21 protein-coding genes are annotated in these 22,101 nt (G+C 65.8%); 18 read left to right on the top strand and 3 right to left on the bottom strand.

What is annotated here, in order from left to right; translation table 11 throughout:
* Positions 1 to 4 precede the first annotated feature (4 nt).
* Both IE209_RS04265 and IE209_RS04260 read right to left on the bottom strand, forming a co-directional pair.
* Positions 5 to 223 carry a Lar family restriction alleviation protein gene (locus tag IE209_RS04265; protein WP_189685721.1) on the bottom strand — a complete coding sequence of 73 codons (219 nt, stop codon included), beginning with the start codon at positions 221 to 223 and terminating at the stop codon, positions 5 to 7.
* The gene (locus IE209_RS04260) at positions 220 to 426 is read right to left on the bottom strand and encodes a hypothetical protein (protein ID WP_189685720.1); all 207 of its coding nucleotides are present in this window, start codon (positions 424 to 426) and stop codon (positions 220 to 222) included. The genes IE209_RS04265 and IE209_RS04260 overlap by 4 nt, the downstream gene beginning before the upstream one ends.
* A gap of 87 nt (positions 427 to 513) precedes the next feature.
* On the opposite strand from IE209_RS04260, the gene IE209_RS04255 reads away from it, so the two are divergent.
* The 17 genes from IE209_RS04255 (at position 514) to IE209_RS04175 (ending at position 19,504) form a co-directional block, all read left to right on the top strand.
* Positions 514 to 678, top strand: a complete 165-nt coding sequence (locus IE209_RS04255) for a hypothetical protein (RefSeq protein WP_189685719.1) — start codon at positions 514 to 516, stop codon at positions 676 to 678.
* A 493-nt stretch (positions 679 to 1,171) separates the two neighbouring features.
* On the top strand, positions 1,172 to 1,552 hold the full coding sequence (locus IE209_RS04250) for a phage fiber-tail adaptor protein (protein WP_189685718.1): 381 nt from the start codon (positions 1,172 to 1,174) through the stop codon (positions 1,550 to 1,552).
* Positions 1,552 to 2,577 carry a hypothetical protein gene (locus IE209_RS04245; RefSeq protein ID WP_189685717.1) on the top strand — a complete coding sequence of 342 codons (1,026 nt, stop codon included), beginning with the start codon at positions 1,552 to 1,554 and terminating at the stop codon, positions 2,575 to 2,577. Before IE209_RS04250 ends, IE209_RS04245 begins: the two co-directional genes overlap by 1 nt.
* 1 nt (position 2,578) lies before the next feature.
* Positions 2,579 to 5,311, top strand: a complete 2,733-nt coding sequence (locus IE209_RS04240; protein WP_189685716.1) for a hypothetical protein — start codon at positions 2,579 to 2,581, stop codon at positions 5,309 to 5,311.
* Between the two features lie 15 nt (positions 5,312 to 5,326).
* The gene (locus tag IE209_RS04235; RefSeq protein WP_189685715.1) at positions 5,327 to 8,116 is read left to right on the top strand and encodes a hypothetical protein; all 2,790 of its coding nucleotides are present in this window, start codon (positions 5,327 to 5,329) and stop codon (positions 8,114 to 8,116) included.
* Between the two features lie 7 nt (positions 8,117 to 8,123).
* Entirely contained in the window at positions 8,124 to 8,408 is a 285-nt protein-coding gene (locus IE209_RS04230) for a hypothetical protein (protein WP_189685714.1), read from the top strand.
* The gene (locus IE209_RS04225) at positions 8,405 to 8,614 is read left to right on the top strand and encodes a DUF7940 domain-containing protein (RefSeq protein WP_189685713.1); all 210 of its coding nucleotides are present in this window, start codon (positions 8,405 to 8,407) and stop codon (positions 8,612 to 8,614) included. Before IE209_RS04230 ends, IE209_RS04225 begins: the two co-directional genes overlap by 4 nt.
* A complete protein-coding gene (locus IE209_RS04220; protein ID WP_189685712.1) occupies positions 8,611 to 9,210 on the top strand; it encodes a glycoside hydrolase family protein in 600 nt (199 codons plus the stop codon). The genes IE209_RS04225 and IE209_RS04220 overlap by 4 nt, the downstream gene beginning before the upstream one ends.
* Complete coding sequence (locus IE209_RS04215) at positions 9,207 to 9,749, top strand: hypothetical protein (RefSeq protein WP_189685711.1); 543 nt, start codon at positions 9,207 to 9,209, stop codon at positions 9,747 to 9,749. The genes IE209_RS04220 and IE209_RS04215 overlap by 4 nt, the downstream gene beginning before the upstream one ends.
* Positions 9,750 to 9,819: 70 nt before the next feature.
* The gene (locus IE209_RS04210) at positions 9,820 to 10,386 is read left to right on the top strand and encodes a hypothetical protein (protein ID WP_229882701.1); all 567 of its coding nucleotides are present in this window, start codon (positions 9,820 to 9,822) and stop codon (positions 10,384 to 10,386) included.
* 23 nt (positions 10,387 to 10,409) lie between these two features.
* Positions 10,410 to 11,459, top strand: coding sequence for a tyrosine-type recombinase/integrase (locus IE209_RS04205; RefSeq protein ID WP_189685710.1), 1,050 nt, complete (start codon positions 10,410 to 10,412; stop codon positions 11,457 to 11,459).
* A 319-nt stretch (positions 11,460 to 11,778) separates the two neighbouring features.
* Positions 11,779 to 13,131: a tyrosine-type recombinase/integrase gene (locus IE209_RS04200; RefSeq protein WP_016452573.1), complete on the top strand. Its 1,353-nt coding sequence runs from the start codon at positions 11,779 to 11,781 to the stop codon at positions 13,129 to 13,131.
* Complete coding sequence (locus IE209_RS04195; protein WP_016452572.1) at positions 13,128 to 14,192, top strand: PDDEXK nuclease domain-containing protein; 1,065 nt, start codon at positions 13,128 to 13,130, stop codon at positions 14,190 to 14,192. The genes IE209_RS04200 and IE209_RS04195 overlap by 4 nt, the downstream gene beginning before the upstream one ends.
* A gap of 366 nt (positions 14,193 to 14,558) precedes the next feature.
* Positions 14,559 to 14,951 carry a hypothetical protein gene (locus tag IE209_RS04190; protein WP_016452571.1) on the top strand — a complete coding sequence of 131 codons (393 nt, stop codon included), beginning with the start codon at positions 14,559 to 14,561 and terminating at the stop codon, positions 14,949 to 14,951.
* Between the two features lie 293 nt (positions 14,952 to 15,244).
* Positions 15,245 to 15,595, top strand: coding sequence for a DUF2958 domain-containing protein (locus tag IE209_RS04185; protein ID WP_016452570.1), 351 nt, complete (start codon positions 15,245 to 15,247; stop codon positions 15,593 to 15,595).
* An 823-nt stretch (positions 15,596 to 16,418) separates the two neighbouring features.
* Complete coding sequence (locus tag IE209_RS04180; RefSeq protein WP_016452569.1) at positions 16,419 to 17,243, top strand: DUF932 domain-containing protein; 825 nt, start codon at positions 16,419 to 16,421, stop codon at positions 17,241 to 17,243.
* 65 nt (positions 17,244 to 17,308) lie between these two features.
* On the top strand, positions 17,309 to 19,504 hold the full coding sequence (locus IE209_RS04175; protein ID WP_016452568.1) for a ParB/RepB/Spo0J family partition protein: 2,196 nt from the start codon (positions 17,309 to 17,311) through the stop codon (positions 19,502 to 19,504).
* 108 nt (positions 19,505 to 19,612) lie between these two features.
* On the opposite strand, the gene IE209_RS04165 is transcribed toward IE209_RS04175, so the two are convergent.
* Positions 19,613 to 20,308: a TetR/AcrR family transcriptional regulator gene (locus IE209_RS04165; RefSeq protein WP_016452567.1), complete on the bottom strand. Its 696-nt coding sequence runs from the start codon at positions 20,306 to 20,308 to the stop codon at positions 19,613 to 19,615.
* Positions 20,309 to 20,531: 223 nt separating this feature from the next.
* Between IE209_RS04165 and IE209_RS04160 the strand changes: the two genes are divergently transcribed.
* Positions 20,532 to 22,097 carry an AMP-binding protein gene (locus tag IE209_RS04160; RefSeq protein ID WP_016452566.1) on the top strand — a complete coding sequence of 522 codons (1,566 nt, stop codon included), beginning with the start codon at positions 20,532 to 20,534 and terminating at the stop codon, positions 22,095 to 22,097.
* The last annotated feature ends 4 nt before the right edge of the window (positions 22,098 to 22,101 follow it).

The following is a 22,101-nucleotide window of genomic DNA, read 5'->3' as shown; positions in this document are numbered from 1 at the left end:
GAAATCATGAGGTAGTTGACCGCCGATTCCAGCGGCGCACAACTTCGGCCTTGTGTTGCTCAGGGCGGTCGCCGGCATAGCTGCCAACGCGGACTTCAGCGCCACACTCGCACCGCACCTTGAAGGTGTCGAACGCTTCACCATGGCCATACTGGCGGCTCTCGTCCAAATGGGCGTCCGCGCTGCCGCAGAACGGGCAGGGCAGCAAGGCTGCGCCGCTCATGCCCCTTCCTGTGCCAGCGCCGCGGCCGTCTCGATGCGAACGCCGGCCACGAATGCCGCTTCGATGTGGATCAGCGGCGCATACCGGCGGCACTGCTCCTGGTTGTAGACATAGCGCCCGTCGTCGAACACCCAGACGACGAACTGCGCGCCTTCGGTCTTGCTCTGCTTGGCTGCGATCTTCTCGGCTGCGGCTTGCTTCATCTCTGGCTCCAGTGTGTTGCGGTTAATTAATTGTGGCAGCAAATAATCCGCCCGTCCATGAATATTTGGTGGCACTACAATTGCCGCATGACCGAAGCAAAGCGTGGACCTGGCCGACCCAAAGGCCCGACTGGCGAAGCGCGCGAGCGCCGCGCCATGTACCTGCCGGCCGCCCTGTGGGCCAAGATCGATCTGTACGGGAAGGATTGGCTGGAGCGGCTCATCGCGAATGCCAAGCCGCCGAAGGAGTAGGGCAGCACCCCCGTTGACCGGCAGGCGTCGCGCGGCACAATGCCGGCGCTGGTCAAGCGTGCGGCGCGCACGTAGGGTCGGGGGAACCTGGCCGCCAGCACCATCACATCAGCGGCGGCGTGGATGGACACGCAGGGATAGGCGCCTTTCTGGGCAGTGGCATGGGTGGCGCGCCGTGCTGCCACGTTCGGCTGAATCCCTACAGCCAACAGCCGGAATCAAGCCCGGCCCGCTGATGTGATGGTTGCTCCGCGGGATAGGCGGGTCGGGCTAGGCAGAAGTCCGGCGCGCCCCAGAAAAGACGCGGGGCCTGCCGCCATCACACCCCCCTTGCACTGAGGCCCCGCGCCTCAAACAATCCCCCTCGCACACACCACCTCTGGGCACCGTGATCCGAAAGGATCCCGATGTCTACCCCCACCGCGGCGCCGGCCCGTAGACCGGCAGAAGTAGTTCCGGCCCGCTCCGGTGCTTTGCTGCGCCTGGGGGCTGCATGAACGGAGCCGCGCTCAACGGCTCCGGCGCTTATCCGATGTGGCTGCCGCCGGTGCCGCCGCGCTCGGACAGCCGCACGGTCGAGCCGCAGGAATTCATGGTCCCGTTCGTGCCCAAGGTCGTGCAGCAGCCGCGCGACGTGCGCGACTACGACCTGAACTTCCGCGACCTCGTCCCCTACGACGACACCGTCACCAACGCCACCGTCACGGTCGAGCCTGCAGGCCTGACCACGGACAAGCACGTCACCCACCCCCGCGTGAAGGTCTGGCTCGAAGGCAGCGTTGCCGGCGCCGCTCACAAGGTCACCGTGGTGGCGCACACCGCTGGCGGCCGAGCCATCGAGGCCGACATGCAAGTGCGAATCAAGGAGCGGTGATGCCGCAACGTTCACTCAACAACTTCGCCACTTCGTTCCTCGATGCGGTCTCGCCGTCGACGACGCAGTTCCGTATCGTGCGCGCGGCGCCGGGGCCGCTTGACCTGCCGCTGCCCGATGGCGACTTCTTCTTGCTGACGGCGTTCCGCCTGGTCAACGGGCGCGAGGTCGAGCACGAGGTGATGCGCGTCAACGAGGTCGAATTGACCTCAACGGGCGCCTACACCGTGACGGTGCAGCGCGCGCAGGAGCGCATCGGCTCGCCGACGACGAGCACCGCCTATGCCTACGGCGTGGGCGACCTTCTGGAGGCGCGCGCAACCGCTGGCACGCTGGACGGGATGCTGCAGGCGCGCGACAACCTTCGGACGCTGGCCGATCCAGACGAGGCGCTGGAGAACCTTGGCGCAGGCGTCACGGGCGCGGCCGTGCTCAAGGCCGGCAACCCCGCGGAGGCGCGCCAGATCCTGGGCGTCGGCTCCGGCGGCGGCAGCGGCACGGTCGACGTCGACGAGAACGGCGCGCTTGTCGCTGACGGCACGGTCGTCGCTCCGGCCTATCTCGGCGTGCGCACGGCCTCGCAGATCACGGCCATCCATGACGCCATTGCGGCCGGCACCGCCACCTATCCGGGCGGTTCCGAGCTCATCAACGACGCCGGCGAAGTGCTGACCCTGCGCGGCGTCGGCACCGCCGCCCGCTTCACCCCTACGTCCTCGTCGGAGATTCAAGTGCAACCCATCCGCTCGGGCAATTCGACATTGATCCAGGCCGACGCGGGAGCCGTGATCCCGGTTTCCGGAGCAGCGGCGCTGACGGTTCCAACCGGTTTGACCGGGTTCAGCGCGCAGATCGTCCGGCACGACGTTGGCACGCTGACCGTGCAGCCGGCCGCCGGTGTGACCCTTTTCCACGCGGGCGCGTCGGTCGGCTCGCTGTCCGTGTCGCAGAAAGGGCAGTGGATCTTGATCATGCCCGGCTCAGCCACCAACGAGTACTTCTTGACTCGCTACACGGGGGCTTGAGATGACGCTGGCATTCGACTCGACCCTCAGCGCCGGCCTCGCACTGGCCACGACCAAGCTCGCATGGTGCGAGCTGCTCATCACCAACCTGGGCGCGACCCGGCGGTTCATCGCAAAGACAGGCAACTGGGCCAGCGGTACGACGTTCCGCGACTACGACCTGACCGGCACCATGTCGTCGGTCGGTGCCGCCGTCCGAAATTTTGGTGTGGCGAGCAACGCGCGAGTTCGACTGGCGGCCGACATCACGGCTGCGCCTGGCGTGGCGCGCATCAGCAATGCCGGCCAGACGCGCTGGGTGCAAGGCAGCTACGGCGTGCCGGCCTCCACCGATGCCGAGGGGCGCCCGCTCGATGCCAACGGCAACGTGCTGGACTTCACCCGGTCTACGAACCCCACAGCCGAGGATGGTGACGCCGTCAACATCGTCATCAACCCACCAGCGTTCCTGCCGTCCGGGACCGGCCCGGCGGCCCCGCTCTGGCACAGCCAGACGCCCAAGACGGTGGTGCTCGAGAGCTGGGCGACGGGATCGGCCGGCGCGCAGCAGACGGTCACCTTTGACGACCGCGGTCCCGATCTGGTGATGCAGCACCCGCAGCTGGCGGCCGCGTTGGGCGACGTCGCATGGTGGCGGTGTTCACAGGAGATCACGCACGGGACGCACATCTTCGGCTTCCACCTATTCCGTGCGCATGCAGGGTGCTCTCGAACCGGCGATCGCCCGCTCGAGCAGATCATGGTGTTCTGCCGCCCGGTTGATTCGGCGCCTGGCGACTGGTCGACCTACCCCGCGTTCGGTAATTCGAGCAACGCCCAGGTCTACGACAAGAACAACCCGCGGCATTCCACATATCCGGCTCCCTTCAAGCTGTACTACCGCAGCGACACCAACGTCGAGGTGGGGCGCTGCGAGCTGCATGACGGCAAGCCCGTCAATGACAAGTCTCTGGCCCAAGACCAGTACTACGACCCGGCCACCGGCGCGGCGAGCAGCGGCGCGACGGGGCCGAAGTGGGGCGATGCCGGTGCCGTGATCCGGCCGCACTGGAACTGCGCGCAGCCCATCATCTGGAGCAGCGATACCCCGGCCGACATGCCAGCGAACTGGTTCTGGGGGGTCCAGGAGGACGCGCTGCGGCCGATGCAGGGCAAGCGGCCTGTGACGTTCAACCCCCTGGACCACCTGCTGGCCGACAGCGGCCTGCAGTTCGACCACCTGGGCATGATCTATTCCATGGCCCCGTGGCCGCGCGCCAAGAGCACGCAGCCACGGATGGAGCCGATCGACCCCTACTGCGCGAACCCAAACGGCGGCACCAAGCCGTTCCAGCCGTGGGGCTGGGGCTACGCGTACGAGCCCGGATCGCGGGGCGGCATCGACATCTACCCGGCCCCTGGCGGCAGCCGGTCGGACCGTGCCGTCCTTCCGGCCACGATCACGATGTTCCTGTCGGACCGCGAGGGCGTCCGGCTGGAAGGGCAGGTTCCTTGGCGCACGCTGGCATGGGAGTGGTGCAAGAACTACGCGAACGTGGCCGGGTGCTTCGTGCGCAACCCGCGCACCGGCGAGGGTCTGCCCAAAAACGAGACGCTGGCTCGCCTGTGGGCGCAACGCACCGGGTACTACGGGTCCGGCTCGGACAGCACCAATCTGCATCGGCGTATCGAGTACTACGGCGCTTCCCGCAGTAGCAACAAGAACGTCAAGGACTGCCGGGATTCCACCGGCCGCAACCCTTACGGCTACCAGTTGCCCGAGGGAGAGCACCACGGCTACACGCATGCCGGCATCGCTTTGATGGCGTTCCGCAGCCCCGTGCACGTCGTGCTCCAGCGGCACCACTACGACATGCAGTGGATGGCGCGCCTTGGCGCCCGAAGCATGGCCGCCGACACAGAGACCTACTACGGCAATCGACCGTTCGCCTGGCGGTGGTGCACCCATCTGTGGTCCTGGTTCTGCGCGGCTGATCACCCGCTCACCTACACGCGGGAGCAGGTCGAGTCCGGCATGCAGACCGAAATGGAGAAGATGCACACCGACCTCTGGATCCCGACGTTCCAAAACGACGACCCCGGTCTGTACTTTCAAGGGATCAAGCGCTTCGGCGCGCCGATGACCCAGGGCAGCACCCGCGCTGTGGCGGTGGAGGTGGGCGGCAACAAGTTTTTCTACACCGGCCTGGTGGCCATGCTGATGAAGACCACCGGCATGTGGGACACCATGAAAGCGCGCTCGATCGGCTGCGAGCGCGTCCTGGGCATGGTGATCCACTCGTTGGACAAAGCCAGTGTCGATTGGGTGCTGGGCACCCAAGCGCACTACGCAGACTCGGCGAGCTTCTCCGGGCACATGATCTGCACCCAGGACTACCCGTCGGGCACCACGGTGACGTCCGCAATGATGCCGGCCAGCTGGTACGAGGTGCCTGCGCGTCTCGGGTCCAACGGCGACATCAGCTTCTTCCGAGAGGACGCCAACCCCCAAACGGAATGGGACGCGCCGCAGCACAACCGTGCGCAATGGCCGTCCATCCACAAAGCCGTCTTCGCCACGGATTACCCCAATCCGGACCTTGATGCGGCGATCAACCTGTTCAAGAGCTTCTACCTGGACCGGTTCGCCACGTCTGCAGCCCTGTACCCCACGGACAAGGGCATGGAAAGCTACTGGAACTGCGGCTATCGCATCGCTTCCATGGGCTTCGTCAACGCGCCCCCGACCCCCTGATCGACAAGGCTGACCATGGCAACCGAAGTCCACTACGAGCTCGGCCCCAGCGGCGATTTCGCCACCTGGCAGGACGCGCGCACCGCGCTCGTCGCACTCAACCCTGTCGCCAACGACCAGATCGTCTACCTCAACGTCGCCGTCGACGTGACGATCAACAACAACACGGTCGACTGGGCCAACGCCAACACGGATGCGGAGCACCCCATCATCGTGCGGCCAAAGCCTGGCCTGGGATGGCGCAGCTTGCATCCGAACTCGCACTCACGGCCCGCGGGAGGCATCAAGCTCACGATCAATGTCGGCGCGAACAACGGCCTGCTGTCTTCGAATGGTTTCATCTTCGAGGACTTCCTGATCACGGCGGCGAGTACCACGTCTGGCCGATACCCGATCTACCTCGGCGGGACGGGGACAGTGCGCGGCGGCATGCGCCGTTGCTGGATCAATGGCAGCAACTCGGTGCAGCCGCTGATCACGGTGCTTCGCGGGTCCGCGGTCCCGGCTGCGTTCGCCGACTACTTCCTGCAGGACTGTGTGATTGAGGCGACCGGAAGCACGACGCTGGCCGCGGCTGTGTTCTCCTACAACGCCTGTGTGGAGCGCAACGTTTTCAGCGGGCCGCAGCTCGCTGTGCGGATCGCCGGCGGGGTTGGCGGCCCTGCGATCCGCAACAACGTCATCGTGGGCGATGTGCTGAACGAGCACACCGGCAACGTGCAAGCGCTGTCGATTGCCGCCAGCGGGAGCAATTCCGTGACCGGCACCTACACGCGGGGAGGATCCGGAACTAGCTACAACGCCGGCACCTTTGCCACCGGGCTGACCTCCGCCGCATTCGACGCGGGCGGCTACCGGCCGGCGGCCGGCGGTGCGCTGATCGACACGGCGGACGATTCGGCGAACTTCACGCTGGACATGAACGGGTTGAACCGTTCGAGCGTGCCGGATCGCGGGCCGTTCCAGCGCACCGCGGGCGTCGCATTGCCCACCGGCACCATCAACGTGTCGCTCCCTTCTGGACAGACCGTGGTGGTCACAGGCACGCAAACCGGCGCGACGAGCGGCACCGTCACCTTGGATGGTGCGTCTGACCTTGTCCAGTCCATAGACGTTGGAAGCTCCAGCTACACCGTCACCTTCACCGGCGTGCCGCCTGGCACCTACGCGGCGTCCCTGCTACTCACCAACTCCGGCGGCCCCCGCACCGTGACCGGTGGATCGGTCACCGTCACCGAGACCACCGGAAACCCGACCGCGCCTGAGGCAGAAGAGCCTGCCGGACCACCGGAAGTCTCCGGCGTCAGCGGCGTGGCAACAAGCTCCGGCACGGCCCAGATCACCGCCACGACGACACGCTCCGGCGGCACGCTCCGCGGAGTCGTCAGCACGAGCGCAACGAAGCCGACGACCGCCCAGATCGACGCGGGCCAAACGCACGCTGGAGTCGCTGCGCCGTGGGCCGGCAGCCAAGTTCCCTCCAGCCCTGGTGCCCGGGCATTTTCCGCGTCGGGCTTGTCCGCGACGCAGACCTACTACGCGCATGTCTACCACGACCATCCTGATGGCGATTCCGCCATCGTCTCGAGCTCCGCGTGGACGCAGCCGGCGGTGGTGGTCGCACCGGAGATCACGAATCAGCCTGATGACTTGACCGTGGAGGATGGCGCGGACGCCGTCTTCACGATCTCGTTCACCGGAACGGCGCCGATCGCTGTCCAGGCGCGGCGGGATGGCGTCAACGTTCCGGGCGCTGTGGTCGGTTCCGGCACGGCCAGTTACACCATCGCGGACTGTGACGCCGCGGACAGCGGCGCGCAGATCTCCTTCTTCGTGTCCAACTCTGCCGGCAGCGATACCAGTGACGTGGCCGTCCTGACAGTGAACGCGCCCATCGCCGCCCCCACCATCACGACGGAGCCTGCAGACGACGCCGTGACGGAAGGTGAGAGCGCCGTGTTCTCGCTGGAGGCCACGAACGGCGGTGGCACGAACACGATTCAGTGGTTCACTCGTCCGCAAGGGGACACTGGCAACGGCACCGCAGTATCAGGCGCGACGGCGTCGACGCTGACGACTGCGGCGCTGGCCCTGGCGGACGACGGACGCGAGTATCGCGGGCGCGTGACGAACGAAGCCGACACGGTGTACACGCGGTGGGCCCGTGTCACTGTCGACGCCATCATCTACGCCCCGGAGATCACAACCGATCCACAAAGCCAGACGCGAAACGTGGGTCAGACGGCCGTTTTCACGGTAACCGCGAACGGCACCGAGCCTTTCACGGTGGATTGGTACTTCAAGGGCGCGCTGGTAAGCGGCGTGACCGGGAAAACCTTCACGACGCCTGCTCTTGCGGCCCAGGACAACGGCGCGCAGGTCTACTGTGTCGTGAAGAACTCGGCCGGCGAGGACACCAGCGTAGTCGCGGTGCTGACCGTCCTCACTCCGGTTGTTCCTCCGGTGATGGCGGGGTCGGTTTCTTTCTCGCAGGTCACCCACCTGAGCTACATCGCAGCCTGGGGCGCCGCGAGCAACAGCCCAACTCGCTACGAACTCTCGCTGAACGGGGGGGCGTGGCAGAGCGTTGGCTTGACGCTGACCCGGCTGATCGAGGGCCGTACGCCGCTGGCGACGGATACGGTAGATGTGCGGGCAGTCAACAACGACGGCGTTAGCAACGTCATCACCGGGAATGTGACGCTGGCCGCACAGCCGCCCATCCTCCCGCCGGGCTCGGGCGGCGTCCTCGCTGGCATCTCTCCGCCGGCCCTGTTCCAACTGCTGGCCATGGCCGGCGAATAAGGCACTGATGTCCGAAGACAACAACCACGACAGCGGCGCCTTGAAGGTGACGCGGATCGTCGATTTCCGCATTCCGCTCCCGTGGCTACTTTCGGGGGCCAGTGCCATCGCATTGGCGTTGGTCAGCATGTGGTTCAAGGTCGACGAGCTCGGCCGCAACATGGTCGACATGCAGATCACGCTCAAGGCAGGCAACACCCAGGCGGTGACCATGGCCAGCGAGATGGCGCTGCTGCGCTTCCGAGTCGAGAACCTCGAGGCCGAGCGCCGTGGGCGAGGGGAGGGAAAGTGAAGCTGCTGGACGATTGGCCTCGGCTGGTGCGGCGCGCATGGAGCGTGCGTCTGGCCATCCTCTCGGCCGGGCTGTCAGCTGTGGAGTTCGCGCTGCCCTTCGTGGCGCCGGAACGCCCCAGCGGGTGGTTTGCTGGCGCCGCGGTGGTCGTGTCGCTGGCAGCCGCCGCCGCGCGCATCGTCGCGCAGCCCAGGAGTCTGCCGTGAGCCCGGCACTTCGCAAGCGCCTGCTGGCCGCTGCAGCAAGCGTGGCGCTCGCCGGAGGGGCCTACGTGGCGAGCCAGCCCAGCGCGGAGGTGCTGCTGGCGATGGAGCTGGGCGCGCACTTCGAGAGCAGCGGCCGGCACATCGGCAAGCCGTACGTCGACCGGCTCGGCCGCGGCCAGCCCCTTACCGTCTGCAACGGCGTCACCGGGCCGGACGTGGTGGCCGACCGCTACTACACGCCCGACGACTGCCATCGCCTTGAGCTCCCGCGCTACCTGCAGGCCGAGCGCGACGCGAAGCGGCTGTTCGTGCACTGGGTCACCTACAACGTCTGGGTGCGCGCGTCCATCCTGGACATGATCTACAACGTGGGAGCGCAGGCCGTGGCGGACAGCAGCATGCGCCGCCTGGCCAACGCTGGCGACTTGGTCGGCGCGTGCGCTCAGATGCCGCGCTGGGTCTACGGCACGGTGGCCGGTCAACGAACCAAGTTGCCCGGCCTGGTGGACCGGCGCGACACCACGAACGAGCTGTGCGCGGAGTGGGGCCGAGACGGCCACTTCTCGGCCGGCCTGCTGGCGAGGTCCTCGCCATGAGGCTGCGACTCGCGCTCAAGAAGACCGCCCGGCCAACGCTGTTCGGCCCGGTCTCGCATGCTATCGGCAAGCGCCTGGACCATGGCCCCTACAGCCACGTCGAGCTGATCCTGCCCAACGGCCTCAGCGCGAGCGCCGTGATGGGGGAGGGTGTCCGAATCAAGGCCATCGGCTACAGCGGCGGCATCGAGGCCTGGGACTTCTACGAACTGCCTGGCGCACTCGGCGCGCGGGCGCACCGCTGGTTTGCAGATCACGCTGGCGAGGGCTACGACTACGGCGCGATGGTGCGCTTCTGGTGGGGGGTGGTGGCCGAGGAGCGAGGCCGCTGGACCTGCTGCGAGGCGGTTGGCGCGTCGCTCGGCTGGAGCCGGCCGTGGCCGTACAGCCCGAGCGGTCTCCTGGCGCGCGCCGTCGACCACTACGCCGCCCGGAAGGTGGCCGGGCCGTGGCCGGACGACATGGAGCGGATGTCGCCGGCGCTCCGGCACCTCATCGGCTCGGGCCAAGCTGCGCTCAGCGATTGGGGCCGGCTGTGAACGCAGTCTTCTGGGCCATGCTGCCGATGTGGTGGCGCATCCCTCTTGCCCTGGCGCAGCCGCCAGCTTGGTGCTGCGCCTGCGGCAAGCCGGGCCACAACGCCGCGAACTGCCCGTACGAAATCTGGAGGCGGAAGTGATTTCGCTCTACACCCACCTCGCGGCCGCCGGGGCTGCCCTGGCCATCGGCGCCGGCGGCGCGTGGTGGGCTCAGGGCCAGCGCTACGGCCTGCAGATCGAGCAACTCAAGCACCAGGCCACGAGCACCGAGCTGGACGGCACCCGGCAGGCCGTCGCCGACATGGCTGGCTTCCAGAAAGGACTCAACGATGCACTCGCCGACTTCCAGGCACTGGGCCAGCGAAACACCGCGGCCCAGCAAGATCTGTCTCGCAGCCTGCTTGACCTTCGCGGCACTACTGCAGGGCTGCGCGGCGACTTCGCCGGTCTGCCAGCCCGCATCGAGCGATCTACCGCTGCCGCCCGTGCAGAGTACATCACCGCCTGCACAGCCGTATTCGAAGACCTGGCAGCTGCAGGTGGACGACTGGCGGAGCACGGTGCAGCGCTCGCGCGACAAGCTGAAGGCCACGCAGCTGATGCAGGACTGATGCAGCAGGCCTGGCCGCGCAAGTGAGCGGAACGCCGGCGCCCATCGCGGTGCACCTCACGCTCCATGTTGACGCGAGCCAGCTGGGCGGCGATCTGCTCGAGATGATCCGCAAGGCGGTGGCCGCCGGCCGCGTCACGGCCGGGCAGGAGCCTCAGCCGCGCGCACCAGCTCGCGCAGGCGCCGGCGAAGACCGAACCGTCAGCCAATGGCTCGTGGTCTACCGGGAGATCCTGGCGCGCAAGACGCTGAAGCCGGCCACGCGCGTCAACACGGCGTCCAACCTCAAGCACGTGGATCGGCTGTGGGGTGGCATGCCGATCCGCAGCCTCAAGCCGCGCACCATCCTGGCGGCGCTGCAGGACGGCCTCGGCACCGCCAGCCTTCGCGCGCGCGTCCAGGCACTGATGAAGGACGTGTGCAAGCAGGCGGTGCTGGACGAGTGGATCGACAGCAATCCGGTTCTGGCCTTGGACTCGGTGCGCCCGAAGATCCAGCGCAAGCGGTTGAGCCTCGAGGCCTTCGATGCGGTGGCCGAGCAGGCCGTCTTGCACCCGCAGGGCTGGGTGGCGCCGATGGTGCTGTTGGGCTTGGCTACTGGCCAGCGCCGGGCCGACCTGGCCAAGATGCGGTTTGACGACGTGGTGGACGGCCACCTGCACGTCGAGCAGCAGAAGGAAGCGGGGAAGGGCTATGGCGCGCGCCTGGCGATCCCGCTGTCGCTGCGGCTGGATGCGATCGGCCTGAAGCTGGGCGAGGTGATCGAGATCTGCCGGGGCTACGCGGCGCCAGGGCCGACGCTGCTGCGTCAGGCCAGCGGGCTGCCGCTGGAGAAGTCGAACCTATCGGCCCGCTTCACCGAGATTATGCGCGCCGCATTCGAGCGCGACACCTACGGGCCGGGCGAGTGGCCGTCGCTGCACGAACTTCGATCCCTGTCGGAGCGCCTCTACCGCGCCCAGGGCGTGGACACTCAGGCGCTGCTGGGCCACACCAACCAGGCAATGACCGACCGCTACAACGACGACAGGGGCTTGACCGCCCGGGAGTTCAAGCGCGTGAAGATCGCGCCGGATGCTTCAGAGGTGCCCGAAATTTAGGCAAGTCCGAGGGCTTCGGGGTGAGCTATTGCGCCAACGGTTGCGCCTACGATGCGCCAAACGCTCTTGATTTTGTAGCGGCTTGTCTATGGTGCCCGGGGCCGGAATCGAACCGGCACACCTTTCGGTGGGGGATTTTGAGATTGAGTCCCGAGACTAGCATGAGACCACGCTGGAACCCGCAGAGCCTTGCTGCGCTTGGTTTTCCAAGAGGCTAGTCCCGTTTAGCCTTACGCCTAGACCAGACCGATTGCGGCAGACATTCTGATGCCGTGGCTCCTGGCTGGTTCCTGCGTTCGATCTCGAACTAGGAGGCGTCATGGCTAAGATCAAACTCACCAAATCCGCTGTCGATACGGCAGAAGTCACCGGCAAGGATTACGAACTGCGGGATACCATTGTCCCCGGCTTTCTCTGCAAAGTCACCGCCCACGGCCGCAAGGTCTTCATGCTCCAGTACCGCACGAACTGGGGCGAGCGCCGCAAGCCGAAGATCGGCCAGTTCGGCGAGCTGACCGTCGAGCAAGCGCGGTCGATCGCACAGGACTGGCTGGCCGACGTGCGCAAGGGCGACGACCCCAGCGCCGCCAAGCTGGCTGCCCGCATGGCCCCGACGGTCAAGGAACTGTGCGGGCAGTTCATCGAGGAATACTCCAAGCCGCGCAACAAGCCCCGGACGGTCGATTCCTACCAGGGCTACATCGACCGCCACATCCTGCCTACCCTGGGCAAGCTCAAGGTGCCGGACGTAACGCGGGCGCACATCACCACGCTGATGAAGGACAAGGCAAAGATCGGCGTTACGGCCAATCGGGTTCTGGCCTGTTTGCGCAAGATGTTCAACATGGCCGAGGTGTGGGGCTACCGGCCTGACGGCTCCAATCCATGCCGACACGTCCCCAAGTACCGCGAGGACGGCGAGACGCGGTATATCAACAACGAGGAACTGGGGCGGCTCTATGCTTACCTCGACCGTGCGGATGCCCTGGGGTTGGAGCATCCGACCGTGACGCTGGCGGTTCGCCTGCAATTCGAGTTTTCCGCGCGGATGACCGAAATCCGCACGCTCGAATGGGCTTGGGTGGATTTCGAGAATCGCCGGGTCGTCTGGTCTGACAGCAAGACGGGCGATATGTCCAAGCCGATGAGCGAGGCGGCGTACCAGTTGCTGCGCAATGCGCCCCGCATCGACAACTCGCCTTACGTGTGTCCAGCCATCTTTGATGCCAAGAAGCCATTGCCCGAGAGCACGTACTACAACGGCTGGAAGCGCATCTTAGGCCGCGCAGAGGTAGCGCATGTCGGAACACACGGCATCCGTCATCGTGCGGCGACCGACATTGCCAACTCCGGTATCCCCATCAAGGTCGGCATGGCGCTGACTGCGCACAAGACCGTCACGCAGTTCATGGCGTATGTCCATGCAGAGGATGACCCGGTGCGTGCCGCTGCCGAGAAAGTGGCCACCCTACGCCGGGGCGCCATCGACGGCCATGCGCCGGCTGCGCTGCCGAAGCCGTCTCCTGTGGTCACGGACGACGACAAGACCCGCACCAGCCTGGGTAACTACCGTCCATTCCGGCATCGCAAAGCCGCCACGCGCGCCGTGCCGCCTGATTCCAAGCGGGCTGCGCCGAATCTGATGCAGGACCAGAAGGAGGTCACGGCATGAACAGGCGCAAAGCAGCCGTGGCGTCATCTGTGGCACCAGCCACGCTGCTGGGCGACATTCGAGTACTGATCGACGCGGCGCGGCAGCGCGCCGCGTCAGCGGTCAACGCCGAGCTGACCTTGCTGTTTTGGCGCATCGGCCAGCGCATCCACACGGAAGTGCTGGCTGGTCAGCGGGCCGGATACGGTGATGAGATCCTGCCGACCTTGGCTGCGCAGCTTGTGCAGGACTACGGCCGCAGCTTCGCGGACAAGAACCTGCGCCGGATGGTGCAGTTCGCGGCTACCTACACGGACGAGCCAATTGTCGTGACGCTGTCACGACAATTGAGCTGGTCGCATTTCGTGGCCTTGCTGCCGCTGAAAGACCCGCTCCAGCGAGACTACTACGCACAGATGGCCAACATCGAGCGCTGGAGCGTGCGGACGCTGCGCGAGCGCATCGACTCGATGCTGTACGAGCGCACGGCGCTATCTCAAAAGCCGGACGAGACGATTGCGCAAGAGCTGGCGAGGATGCGCGATGCGCAGCGCATGTCGCCCGCTCTGGTCATGCGAGACCCGTACATCCTCGATTTCCTGGGCCTGCGAGACACCTGGCAGGAAGGCGACTTGGAGGCCGCGATCATCCGCGAAATGGAATCCTTCCTGCTGGAGCTGGGCGTGGGCTTCACGTTCGTTGCCCGTCAGAAGCGCATCCAGATCGACGGCGACGACTTTCACCTCGACCTGCTGTTCTACAACCGCAAGCTGCGGCGGCTGGTGGCAGTGGAGTTGAAAGTCGGCGAGTTCAAGGCCGCTTACAAGGGGCAGATGGAGCTGTACCTGCGCTGGCTCGACCTGCACGAGCGGGAGTCCGAAGAAGCCTCACCGCTGGGGATCATCCTCTGCACCGGCAAGAAGTCCGAGCAGATCGAGCTGCTGGAACTGGACAAGTCGGGCATCCACGTGGCCGAGTACCTGACCAGCTTGCCACCGCGCGCCGTGCTGGGCGAGCGGTTGCAGCAGGCGACCGAGCGGGCGCGGTTGCAAATCGAGCAGCGCAAGACGGACAGCGAGTAGTTCTGTTCCTCGCATTCGGGCGTCCCGGCGTGCCGTCGTCGCGCTGTCGTGCTGCGCATCGAATCCCCTGCGGGGTTTCGCCCCATTCGGGCTTTCATCGTTCCCTCGCTTCACTCGGCTGACGCCTCCGGCCCGGCTCGCTGATCCGGGCCTGCGCGCTGCGCTTGCCTAAAGGTGGGTGTTTGCAGTGGGCGGGTGTGAGCGGTCTTGCTGTTCCCTTCACCGTATCACGGCGTTCTCGCCGTCAAGGGCGGCGCGCGCTTGTGCGCGCTTGCGTCCTGGCGGCCGTCTGCGACCCCTGACTGCTGCGCTACGCCGTGGGGGCGACGGTTCCGGGCAATTCCGCCCGTGCAACCGGAGATCGTCATGAACGATAAATCACACGTTTCCCTCGAACAGCACGTTTGCCTCGTTTGCGGCACGGCGTTCGATACCGGCACCATCCTGCTGGACAAGCGCCTGCGCGCCAGCATGGAGCGCCATACGAAGACGGGCTGGGGTCTGTGCCCCGAGCATCAGAAGCTGTCCGACGATGGCTTTGTCGCGCTGGTCGAATGCGATCCGCAGCGCAGCGGCTCGCAGGCCGGCGGGCGCATGAAGCCCGAACAGGTATACCGGACGGGCCGGCTGGCCCATCTGCGACGCACGGTGTTCGCGCAGTTGTTCAACGTGCCGATCGCGGACGAGCAGGCTTGCGTGTTCGTTGAGCCTGGCGTGATCGAGCAGTTGCAGTCGATGACGGTGCCGGCGGCGAACTGATCGCGCTGCGCAGCCTTCGGTGCGTCGTCCTTGCGGGGGCGGCGCATTTTTTCTGCTGCGCCCGGTGCGGGTTTCTCCGCGCCTGTGGCGCTGCGCGCTTCGCTTGCCAGTCCGTGCCTTCGTTGGAGGGGCGGCTTGCTGTTTCCTTCATCGTGCCACGGCGTGCTCGCCGTCAAGGGCTGCGCGCCGATGGCGCTTGCGGCCTGCGGCCGTCGATGACCCTTGACTGCTTGCGCTGCGCCGTGCCCCGGAAGGGCTGGGCAATTCCGCCCGGCATCCTTCAGGAGTTCACCATGAACTGCGCATTCATCACCGACGAGCAGCGTGCGCTGCTGCTGGCCAACGGCCGGCAATCCACCGAAACGTCGGACTTTGATCCGGCCCCTGTGCTCAAGCTGTTCACACCGGATGCCGGCGCGACCTGGCTGCTGACCGAGATCGACCCGGACGATCACGACCATGCTTTCGGTCTGTGCGATCTGGGCCTGGGGATGCCCGAGCTGGGCTGGGTCAGCCTGCAGGAACTGGCGACCGTGCGCGGGCGGCTGGGGTTGCCGATCGAGCGCGATCTGCACTTTCGTGCCGAGAAGCGGCTGAGTGCCTATGCGCGGGATGCGCGGCTGGCGGGGCGGATCGTCTTCTGATTCTGTCAAGGGGCGCCACGCCCCTTTTCTCTACTCCCCCTGGGCGTTCACCAGGGCTTCCATCGACGCTGGATAGGCTGCGACACCGTGCCCAGCAGGCGCACGGGCGGCAGCGTCAAGGGCCTGTCGTTCTTGGGGAAGCGCCGACGCACTTCGCATTCCAGTTCGTGCGCAAAGCCGCGTGCGTTTTTTTCTCCGCGCAGTGCCCGTTGCCGCCAGTCTCGGGCCTGGGCCATCAGTTCATCGTCTTGTAGGGCTCGTATGTCCATGTCATTGCCATTGTGCCGATGGCTGGGCGAGTAGCAGTCCAAGGGGATTTCGTTGAAGTCATGTGGACGTCCCCGGCCACCTGGGAGATGGCCGGTCGCGCTGTCGTGCTGCGCATCGAACCCCCTGCGGGGTTTCGCCCCTGACGGGCTTCCATCGTCCCCTCCCTCCGGTCGGCTGACGCCTCCGGCCCGGCTTCCAGCTTCGGGCCTGCGCGCTTCGCTTGCCGTGCGGTCGGCGTGTTGAGGGGCCGTTGCCTTGTCCAGCCGTCTTCCCTGACTCATCACCTTGTCCGCGACTGTAGCCCGCGGCCGTGTGCCGTCAAGGCGCGCAGGGCCGTGTCCTCGGCTGCGCCTGCGGGCCGCACCAACCCTGCGCTTGTCTCCTTGACGGCCCCCGTCCGCGCGCTCCTGACCGTCGCGGGCGATGAACTCAGGAAAGACGGTGGCAACAGGGCCAACCGGGTTCCTCGTGCCGACTGCACCGAACAGCCGAAAGGCTGGGCTCCGAATCTAGGAATCCGGTGTTTCTTCAACAGCCAAGTCAGGAGAAAGACATGCTCGCATCCCGTTTCGCAAACCATTCCCCCGCACTGCGTTCCGACTATCCCCTGTCGGATGACCAAATCCGGCGCGTGGCCCCGTCCATCTTCGCGGACTCCCCGCATGAGAGCCGTTCGGAGCGATACAGCTACATCCCCACGGCTACGGTTTTGACTGAGCTTCGCAAAGAAGGCTTCCAGCCCTTCATGGTGTGCCAGACCCGTGTACGCAACGAGAGGCGGCGCGAACACACGAAACACCTGCTGCGCCTACGCCACGCCAGCCAGATCAACGGCGCGGAAGCTAACGAAATCGTGCTGCTGAACTCGCACGATGGCACCAGCAGCTATCAGATGCTGGCCGGGCAATTCAGATTTATCTGCGCCAATGGGCTGGTGTGCGGCGACACCTTTGCCGATGTGCGCGTGCCTCACAAAGGCGACGTGGCGGGCCAAGTCATCGAAGGCGCCTTCGAGGTTCTGCGCGGCTTTGACCGGGTGCAGGAGTCCCGCGACCTGATGCGCGGCATCACCTTGGACGATGGCGAATCCGAAGTGTTCGCCCGTGCCGCGCTGGCTTTGAAGTACGACGACCCGAACAAGCCCGCGCCCGTCACGGAATCGCAAATCCTGATGCCGCGCCGCTTCGAGGATCGCCGCCCCGACTTGTGGAGCGTGTTTAACCGCACGCAGGAGAACCTGACCAAGGGCGGATTGCATGGCCGCGCCGCCAATGGCCGCAGGCAGCAAACCCGCCCCGTGCAGGGCATTGATTCCGACATTCGCCTGAATCGCGCCCTGTGGCTGCTGGCCGATGGCATGCGCGCCCTCAAGGCCTGAACCGTTCCCCCGCCGGAGGGGCGGTTCCCCTCCATTCCCTTGTTTCACTTGATTGGAGATTCGCCATGAACGCCGTTACCACCACCGAAGCCCGCGCCGTCAACACCGCAGCCAGCAGCGCCGCGAACGTGCTGCAAGCCGCCGACCCGAGCAAGTACATGATCCTGGTGCCGCTGTCGCGTCTGGTGCTGCGCCGCACGGGCCGCAACGTGCGCAAGACCCCGCGCATGTCCATCCCTGAACTGGCCGCATCCATCCAGCGCGTGGGCCTGCTGCAAAACCTGATCGTGATTCCCGCCGCCGATGGCCTGCATTACGAGGTGGTGGCCGGTGGGCGCAGGCTGGCCGCGTTGAAGCTGCTGGCGAAGAAGCACCGCATCGCCAAGGATTGGGACGTGCCTTGCCTGCAGGTGGCCGATGGCACTGCGCGCACGGCCAGCCTCACCGAGAACGTGCAGCGTGAAGCCATGCACCCGGCAGACCAATTTGAAGCCTTCGCGACACTGGTGGCCGAAGGCCGGCCCATCGAGGACATTGCGGCGGATTTCAGTGTCACGCCGCTGGTCGTGCAGCGCCGCTTGAAGCTGGCGAATGTCTCCCCGCGCCTGATGGCCGACTATCGGGCCGACGCCGTGAGCCTGGACCAGCTGATGGCCCTGGCCGGAACGGATGACCACGCGGCGCAGGAAGCCGCTTTCTACGACGCCCCGCAGTGGCAACGCCACCCTTCGCATTTGCGCGAACGCCTCACCGAACGGGAAATCGACGCTTACCGGCATCCGTTGGTGCGCTTCGTCGGGCTGGACGCCTACGAGCAGGAGGGCGGCGGTATCCGCCGCGACCTGTTCGCGGAGGATGACGCGGGCGTGTACCTGACTGATGCTGCATTGCTGGAACGGCTGGCACAGGACAAGCTGGCGGGCATCGCCGCCGAGGTGAAGGCCGAGGGCTGGGCTTGGGCCGATGCCACGCCGGGCATGACCCATGCCGACCTGCACGCCTTCCAGCGCGCCCCGAGGGAGCGGCGCGAACCCAACAAGCGCGAAGCGCAGCGCATCGAGAAGCTGCAAGCCAAGATGCAGGAGGTGGCCGAAGCGGTGGATGCCGCGATGGACGCCGACGACGAGGACAAGGCCGATGCCTTGCAGGAGGAAGGCGAAGCCCTGGGCGAGCAGTTGCAGGCACTGGAAGAAGGCTTGCAGGGATACGGCGCGAATGTGAAGGCCGCAGCCGGTGCCATCGTCACCATCGACCGCAACGGCGAGGCCGTGATTCATCGAGGGCTGCTGCGCGAGGCCGAGGCGAAAGCCCTTCGCACGCTGGAGAAGTTGCGCCAAGGCTTTAGCGACCCGGACGCCGCGAACGATGACGAAGGCGAGGAAGACGAGCAGCCCAAGGCCGCAGCGATTTCCGACCGGCTGGCCCAACGCCTGAGCGCGCACCGCACGGCGGCGCTGCAAATCGAGGTGGCCCAGCATCCACATGTGGCGCTGGCCGTGCTGGTGCATGGCATGGTGCAGACCGTCTTGCAGGGCCGCTACTACGGCCACGATATTCCGCTGGGCGTGAGCCTGAAAATTCAAGACCGGCTGGAAGGCATGGCACCGGACTGGCCCGAGTCACCCGCCGCCGTAGCGCTCCGCGAATTGCAGCAGGCGTGGGGCGGCAAGTTGCCCGAGGACAGCGCCGCACTGTTCGTCGCGCTGCTGGCGATGGAGCAAGGCGAGTTGGTCAAGCTGCTGGCCGTGTGCGTGGCTTCGACGGTGGACGTGGTGACGCCGCGCGGCACGGCGCAGCAGCCCGGCGCGGAACTGGCGCAGGCCGTGGGCCTCGACATGGCCGTATGGTGGCAACCCACGGCGGAAGGCTATTTCAAGCACGTTGCGAAGGCGGCGGTTTTGCAAGCCGTGGGCGAGTTCGCGCCCGAGAGCGTCCACCGGCTGGCAAAGCTCAAGAAGGCCGACATTGCCAGCGAGGCCGAGCGGCTGGCGAAGGGCACCGGCTGGATGCCTACCATCTTCACGAAGGCAGACGTACCCGAGGAAAGCCCGCAGGTTGCGCAGCAGAACGGCGCGGAAGAAGCCGCCACTATTCCGGGTACCCAAGCCGGGCGGAGGGACGCGGGAATTGGGGATTCCCACCGTGGTGGACAGGTTGATCCAGCAGGCCCTGCTGCAGGTGCTGCAACCGCTCATCGATCCGACCTTCAGCGAGCACAGCTACGGCTTCCGGCCGGGGCGCAGCGCGCATCAGGCGCTTGAAGCGGGCAGGCAACCATAGTACTGCCAGCTTCAACCACTAGGAAAACGTGCAGGTCTTGAAACATCACGTGCCGGCGCTTGTCGCAGCGGGTGTTGTGCAGACCTTCCCTAACCGCGATTCCAGGCGGCAATTAGCATCGTGCCGACTTCATCAGGGTCTGTATCTTTCTTTGTGACGGTGCGCTGCGAAGTGGCTCGGCTTGCCCGTACGCCCCTACGAGCCGCTTTTGGTGTGGCTGAGTCGATCAGTAGCCCACCTAGCAGCACCCGGTAGAACTCTTGGAATGCGTCCTCAAGGGTGAGATTGGCCTGGGCAAGGAATGCCGGGCGGCGCAGCCTTAGTGCGGCTCCCAGAATGAGTTCGGATACGACCAGCCCATGGCAGGGTGCGAAGACACCCTGGTGTACCCCATCGTCGATGAGTTGGGATAGCCTAAGGGTACGGACCTGCTGGTAGTGATCGAAGATACCTCTGGCAACTGCTGAATCTTCGACGTCCTTCAGGAACTGGACACCGATGCGACTAGCCGCCTGGACGCCTACGTCCAGGTAGGCAGCGAGTGCTGTCGTCAAATCCTGTTCACGGTGGATCAGTGCTTCGCCCTGTCTCAGGAGGCTATCGAAAAAGCGTTGCACGACGGCGCAGAAGATCTCTTCCTTCGTCTGCGCAATGTCGTAGAGGCGCCGCCGCGAGCAGTGCAGCCGTGCGGCGATTTCACCCACGGTCAGGCCTTTGACCCCCTCCGTCAGGAGCAGATGGGTCAGCGCATCGAAGAACTCTTCGTCTGTGAGCTTCTTTTTCATGCGGGTTTCTCCTAATGAGACATGGTACCAAGTCAATTGACTTGGTACCAATCGAGCGCGTCTAATGGTACCAATTTAAAAGAAATGGTACCGCTTGAACAGCATGCAAGGGGCATCACCGAATGCAGAGGCCTCCAGCTGAACGCCGCCGCCGCAGGCATGTGAATTGTCTGCGATAGCTGTTCCACCGAACCAGACTTGACTTGAACGGAGAAGCACAGCAATGAATCTGCTGGACTATTTCGATGCTGGTGCTACCAGCCATCCGGATGCGCCTTGTTTCGTGGACTGCGGGCGTGATACCCCGGCCGTCACCTATGCGCAAGCGGGAGCGCTCACGTGCCAGATCGCACGGGGGCTACAGGCCTTGGGACTCGCACCTGGTTTTCACGGCGCAGTGCTGAGCGGCAATGCCGGGGCTGCTTTCGTGGCGCTGCTGGGGGTGTTGCGCGGAGGGGGTGTCTGGCTGCCCGTTAATGCGCGCAACAGCGTGGAGACCAACATCGAGTTCCTGCAGGACATGGACTGCGACGTCCTTTTCTATCAGGCCCGCTATATCAGCCAGGTCGCCGAGATCCGCGGCAAGGTCCCCCGCATTCGTCACTACATAGCTCTGGAAGAGGCCGATGGGGCGGATCTGTCGATTGCTCGGTTGATCCAAGGCCAGCCGCCCGAGATGTACGCAGCGCCGCTGCAGCCGCGGGGGCTGGCCATGATCATGGGTACCGGTGGCACCACGGGGCGCTCGAAGGGCGTCATGCTCAGCCACCGCAACCTGACGGCGACCATGGCCAACCATATGTCGGCCATGAACATTACCGACTGCATGACCGTGCTGGCGGCGGCACCTATCACCCACACGGCGGGGCTGGTGTCGCTGCCCTTCATGGCGCGCGGTGGCCGCGTTGTCCTGATGGACGGGATTGATCCGCAGAACCTGCTCAAGGTGATCGAGCAGGAGCGGGTCAACATGCTGTTCCTGCCCCCAACAGTCATCTATACGCTACTGGCGCAGCCCAACGTCCGCGATTTCGACTTTTCCGCGCTGCGCTACCTCATGTACGGCGCCGCACCCATGTCGCCCGACAAACTGGCGGAGGCCATCGATGTGTTCGGCCCCGTCATGCTGCAGATCTATGGCCAGGCGGAAGTGCCTGGCGCGATCTCCGTGCTGCGGGTCGAGGACCATTTCATCGACGGGCAGGTGGCGCCCCGCCAGCGCCTGCTGAGCGCGGGGCGCCGCTTCCCCTTCACGCGGGTGGCGGTCATGGACGACGACGGCAGCCTGCTCACCCAGCCGGGGGCCGTGGGCGAGATCGTCGCGCAGGGCGACATCGTGACCGAGGGCTACTACAAGAACCCCGAGGCCACGGCTGAAGTGCAGCGCCACGGCTGGCACTGCACGGGCGACGTGGGCTATTTCGACGAGCAGGGCTTCCTGTTCATCGTTGACCGCAAGAAGGACATGATCGTCACGGGCGGCTTCAACGTCTTCTCGTCCGAGGTCGAGGCCGCCGTCATGGCCCACCCGGCCGTGAAGGACTGCGCCGTCATCGGCGTGCCCGACGACAAGTGGGGCGAGGCCGTCAGGGCGGTCATCGAGCTGCGCCCGGGCCAGTCCGTGGAGCCGCAGGCGCTCATCCAGTTCGTCAAGGACCGCCTGGGCAGCATCAAGGCGCCCAAGGAGGTCGAGATCGTCGCGCAGCTGCCGCGCAGTGCGGTGGGCAAGGTCTTGAAGAAAGAAGTCCGCAAGAAGTATTGGCACGCGCAGGAGCGCATGGTTTCCTGACGCA

Origin of the sequence: Pseudorhodoferax aquiterrae (genome assembly GCF_014652235.1) — a bacterium.
GTDB lineage: Bacteria > Pseudomonadota > Gammaproteobacteria > Burkholderiales > Burkholderiaceae_C > Pseudorhodoferax > Pseudorhodoferax aquiterrae.
Note: the sequence above shows the minus strand (reverse complement) of the source record. Positions and strands in the feature narration are given on the sequence as shown.

Bases quoted from the DNA above. Each gene is read 5' to 3' on its own strand.
- IE209_RS04265 (WP_189685721.1), bottom strand. From the start codon at position 223: ATGAGCGGCGCAGCCTTGCTGCCCTGCCCGTTCTGCGGCAGCGCGGAC.
- IE209_RS04260 (WP_189685720.1), bottom strand. From the start codon at position 426: ATGAAGCAAGCCGCAGCCGAGAAGATCGCAGCCAAGCAGAGCAAGACC.
- IE209_RS04255 (WP_189685719.1), top strand. From the start codon at position 514: ATGACCGAAGCAAAGCGTGGACCTGGCCGACCCAAAGGCCCGACTGGC.
- IE209_RS04250 (WP_189685718.1), top strand. From the start codon at position 1,172: ATGAACGGAGCCGCGCTCAACGGCTCCGGCGCTTATCCGATGTGGCTG.
- IE209_RS04245 (WP_189685717.1), top strand. From the start codon at position 1,552: ATGCCGCAACGTTCACTCAACAACTTCGCCACTTCGTTCCTCGATGCG.
- IE209_RS04240 (WP_189685716.1), top strand. From the start codon at position 2,579: ATGACGCTGGCATTCGACTCGACCCTCAGCGCCGGCCTCGCACTGGCC.
- IE209_RS04235 (WP_189685715.1), top strand. From the start codon at position 5,327: ATGGCAACCGAAGTCCACTACGAGCTCGGCCCCAGCGGCGATTTCGCC.
- IE209_RS04230 (WP_189685714.1), top strand. From the start codon at position 8,124: ATGTCCGAAGACAACAACCACGACAGCGGCGCCTTGAAGGTGACGCGG.
- IE209_RS04215 (WP_189685711.1), top strand. From the start codon at position 9,207: ATGAGGCTGCGACTCGCGCTCAAGAAGACCGCCCGGCCAACGCTGTTC.
- IE209_RS04200 (WP_016452573.1), top strand. From the start codon at position 11,779: ATGGCTAAGATCAAACTCACCAAATCCGCTGTCGATACGGCAGAAGTC.
- IE209_RS04195 (WP_016452572.1), top strand. From the start codon at position 13,128: ATGAACAGGCGCAAAGCAGCCGTGGCGTCATCTGTGGCACCAGCCACG.
- IE209_RS04190 (WP_016452571.1), top strand. From the start codon at position 14,559: ATGAACGATAAATCACACGTTTCCCTCGAACAGCACGTTTGCCTCGTT.
- IE209_RS04185 (WP_016452570.1), top strand. From the start codon at position 15,245: ATGAACTGCGCATTCATCACCGACGAGCAGCGTGCGCTGCTGCTGGCC.
- IE209_RS04180 (WP_016452569.1), top strand. From the start codon at position 16,419: ATGCTCGCATCCCGTTTCGCAAACCATTCCCCCGCACTGCGTTCCGAC.
- IE209_RS04175 (WP_016452568.1), top strand. From the start codon at position 17,309: ATGAACGCCGTTACCACCACCGAAGCCCGCGCCGTCAACACCGCAGCC.
- IE209_RS04165 (WP_016452567.1), bottom strand. From the start codon at position 20,308: ATGAAAAAGAAGCTCACAGACGAAGAGTTCTTCGATGCGCTGACCCAT.
- IE209_RS04160 (WP_016452566.1), top strand. From the start codon at position 20,532: ATGAATCTGCTGGACTATTTCGATGCTGGTGCTACCAGCCATCCGGAT.